General features: G+C 45.8%; 1 pseudogene. It reads right to left on the bottom strand.

The window, feature by feature from the left end:
• A pseudogene (locus AAEY79_RS14495) lies at positions 1–288 on the bottom strand (anthranilate synthase component I); the annotation flags it as partial.

Consider the following 288-nt stretch of genomic DNA (forward strand, 5'->3'; position numbering starts at 1 on the left):
CTTCTGTGACCGTTGGCATCTTATACTCTGCCATCAGTTTGCGCAGATAGTCAAAAGGATCACATACAGCATCAATGTGAATACCATCCTCTCTTTTGACCGTCATTATACCGTCAGCATATTGCAAAATAAGGTCACTACCTAGCCCAATCATTGAATATCGTGCCCAGCGCTCACCGCCAACGACCGACTCGAACAGATATGCAGAGCCACTCAAATCTCGTACTTTAGAAAATACCGAAACCGGTGTTTGCGCGTCCATCAAGCGCTTTTTAATCAGTGGCGCAT

Source organism: Psychrobacter sp. GW64-MNA-CIBAN-0177 (genome assembly GCF_040309585.1).
GTDB classification, from domain to species: domain Bacteria; phylum Pseudomonadota; class Gammaproteobacteria; order Pseudomonadales; family Moraxellaceae; genus Psychrobacter; species Psychrobacter okhotskensis.